Source organism: Mycolicibacterium setense, assembly GCF_000805385.1.
Lineage (GTDB): Bacteria > Actinomycetota > Actinomycetes > Mycobacteriales > Mycobacteriaceae > Mycobacterium > Mycobacterium setense.
On sequence record NZ_JTJW01000013.1, the window covers coordinates 1 to 2,781 of the forward strand.

At 65.5% G+C, this 2,781-nt stretch carries 1 protein-coding gene; it reads right to left on the reverse strand.

Annotated features, from left to right (window positions below; all coding sequences use genetic code 11):
• Positions 1–2,781: condensation domain-containing protein (locus tag QQ25_RS29565; protein ID WP_039382880.1), on the reverse strand; the 2,781-nt coding region annotated here is incomplete at both ends.

Sequence of the window (2,781 nt, forward strand, 5' to 3'; positions counted from 1 at the left end):
CATTCTGATGAGTGACCGCAACACCTTTGGGAACACCCGTCGTCCCGGACGTGTAGATGATGTGCGCGATGTCCTCCGGCGCCGGCACCGGCAACGGGGCCGTCGACTGCACATCAATGCGCGGATCGTCGACTTCGACCACCGGCACACCCGACCCGTCGAGTCGCTCGGCCAAACCACCCGTGGTGACCGCCGCGACGGGCTTGGCGTCCGTGAGCATGAACTCGATACGGGCGTCGGGAACCACCGGATCGATCGGCAGATACGCCGCACCCGATTTGAGCACACCCAGGATCGCGACAATCGCCTGAGCCGAGCGCTCGAGCAACAACGCCACACACTCGCCGGGACCAGCGCCCCGGTCGACCAGCATGTGCGCCATCCGGTTCGACGCTTCATCGAGTTCCCGGTAGCTCAGAGTGCGACCATCGAAACTGACCGCCTCGGAACCCGGCGCCCGCTCCACCTGCGCCGCGAACAACGCCGGAATCGAGGATTCCTGCACCGATTGCGTCAGTACGGCCCGGTGACCAATCTGATCCAGCCGTGCACGATCAGCCGCATCGAGCAGATCGATGGTCGACAACCGCTGCCCGGTGTCGGAGGTCATCGCCACCAACGCCCGCTGCAACCGCTCCACCAGAGTGTTGACGGTGGTGGCGTCGAATACGTCGGTACGGAACTCGACGACACCGCTGATGCCCGCCGGTGCACCGGCATCGTTGAACCGTTCCGCCAGAGAGAACACCAGATCCATACGCGCTGTCCGGGATTCGGCGTCCAACGGAGTGGCCTCGACATTTCCCAGCGCCAGACTGGACGCTTGCTCCGCGGCGAAGTTCTGCCAGGACACCATCACCTGGACGAGCGGGTGATGGGTCAGGCTGCGAGCCGGATTCAGTCGTTCCACCAGTACCTCGAAGGGCACATCCTGGTGTTCGAACGCCGCAAGCCCGCGCTGACGCACCTGGCCCAACAGGTCGGCGACGGTGGGATCGCCGACCAGGTCGAGCCGTAGGACCAGGGTGTTGACGAAGAAGCCGACAAGGTCGTCGAGCGCTGGATCGCTGCGACCTGCGGTCGCAATGCCCACCGCCACATCGGAACTGGCGCTCAACTGCGCGAGCAGAGCCGCCAGGGCGGACTGCACCACCATGAAGCTCGTCGCATTGTGCTCACGAGCCACCCGCGCCACCTGCCGCTGCAACTCGGCAGGCCATTCGATCACCACGCTGGAACCCTGGTAATCGGCCACCGGTGGATAGGGCCGATCGGTGGGCAACTCGAGGCGCTCGGGCAGATCCGCCAGCGTGTCTTCCCAGTACGCCAACTGCGTGGCGAGCACGCTGTCCGGATCGGACTCCGACCCCAGCCATTCTTGTTGCCACAGCGTGTAATCGGCGTACTGCACGGCCAGCGGCGCCCACTCCGGGGCCTGGCCCGCGCATCGGCTCGCATAGGCGGCGCCCAGATCCGCGATGAACGGGGTGATCGACCAACCGTCGGCGGCGATATGATGCACCACCGCAACCAGAACATGGTCGTTCTCAGCTACCCGGAACAGGGTGGCCCGCAACGGTATTTCGCGACTGAGGTCAAACGGGCGCCGCGCGACCGCCTCAGCGGCGTCCTTCAGTCGGTCTGCAGACCAACCGGCAGCGTCGACGATCTGCCAACCGAGTTCCGCCCGCTCGGTGGGCACCAGGATTTGATACGGAGTCCCGTCGACCGCGCCGAACACGGTCCGCAGGCTCTCGTGACGGCCCACGACGTCGGTCAACGACTGCCCCAGCGCGTCGGCATCCAGGTCTCCACGCAACTGCAGCGTGACCGCCATGTTGTAGATCGCCGACGGCCCCTGCAACTGCTCCAGGAACCACAACCGCTGTTGCGCATAGGACAACGGCACGATGTCGGGACGTTGTTGCGGGGTCAACCGCTGACGTCCGCCCGAGCCCGCCTGGATCTGTGGTGCCAGCTGCGCAACTGTCGGTGCGTCGAACAGGGCGCGAACACCCACATCAGCGTCGAGGCTGGCATTGACCGCAGCGATCAGCCGCATGGCCGACAGCGAGTCGCCACCGAGGTCGAAGAAGGAGTCATCGATGCCGACGCGGTCCAGGCCGAGGACCTGGGCGTAGATCCCGGCGAGGATCTCCTCGGTGGGAGTAACCGGCGCCCGGTATTGGTCGGTGTCGGTGTATTCGGGTGCGGGCAGGGAGTGTTTGTCGAGCTTGCCGTTGACCGTCAACGGCAGCGCATCCAGCACCACGATCGCGGTGGGCACCATGTAAGCCGGCAAGCGCTGCGCCAGCGCTGCGCGGATGTCTGTCGGGTCAGCCGTGCCGGTGACATAGCCGACGAGGCGTTTGTCTCCGGGATGGTCTTCGCGAACGATCACCACGGCCTGCTGCACACCGTCCACCTCAGCCAAAGCTGTTTGGACTTCGCCGAGTTCGATGCGGTAACCGCGAATCTTGACCTGTTCATCAGCGCGCCCGACATACCGCAACTGCCCATCCGGCCCCCACGACACCAGATCCCCGGTCCGATACATCCGCGTTGCGGGTGCACCCGCACCACCAAACGGGCAAGGCACAAACCGCGAAGCGGTCAACCCCGGCCGACGCACATAACCCAACCCGACACCACGGCCGGCCACATACAACTCACCCACCACACCCGCAGGCACCGGACGCAACCACCGATCCAACACGAACAACGCCGCACCCGGCACCGGCACACCGATCGGCACCACACCCGACCCGACCTGTAACGGGG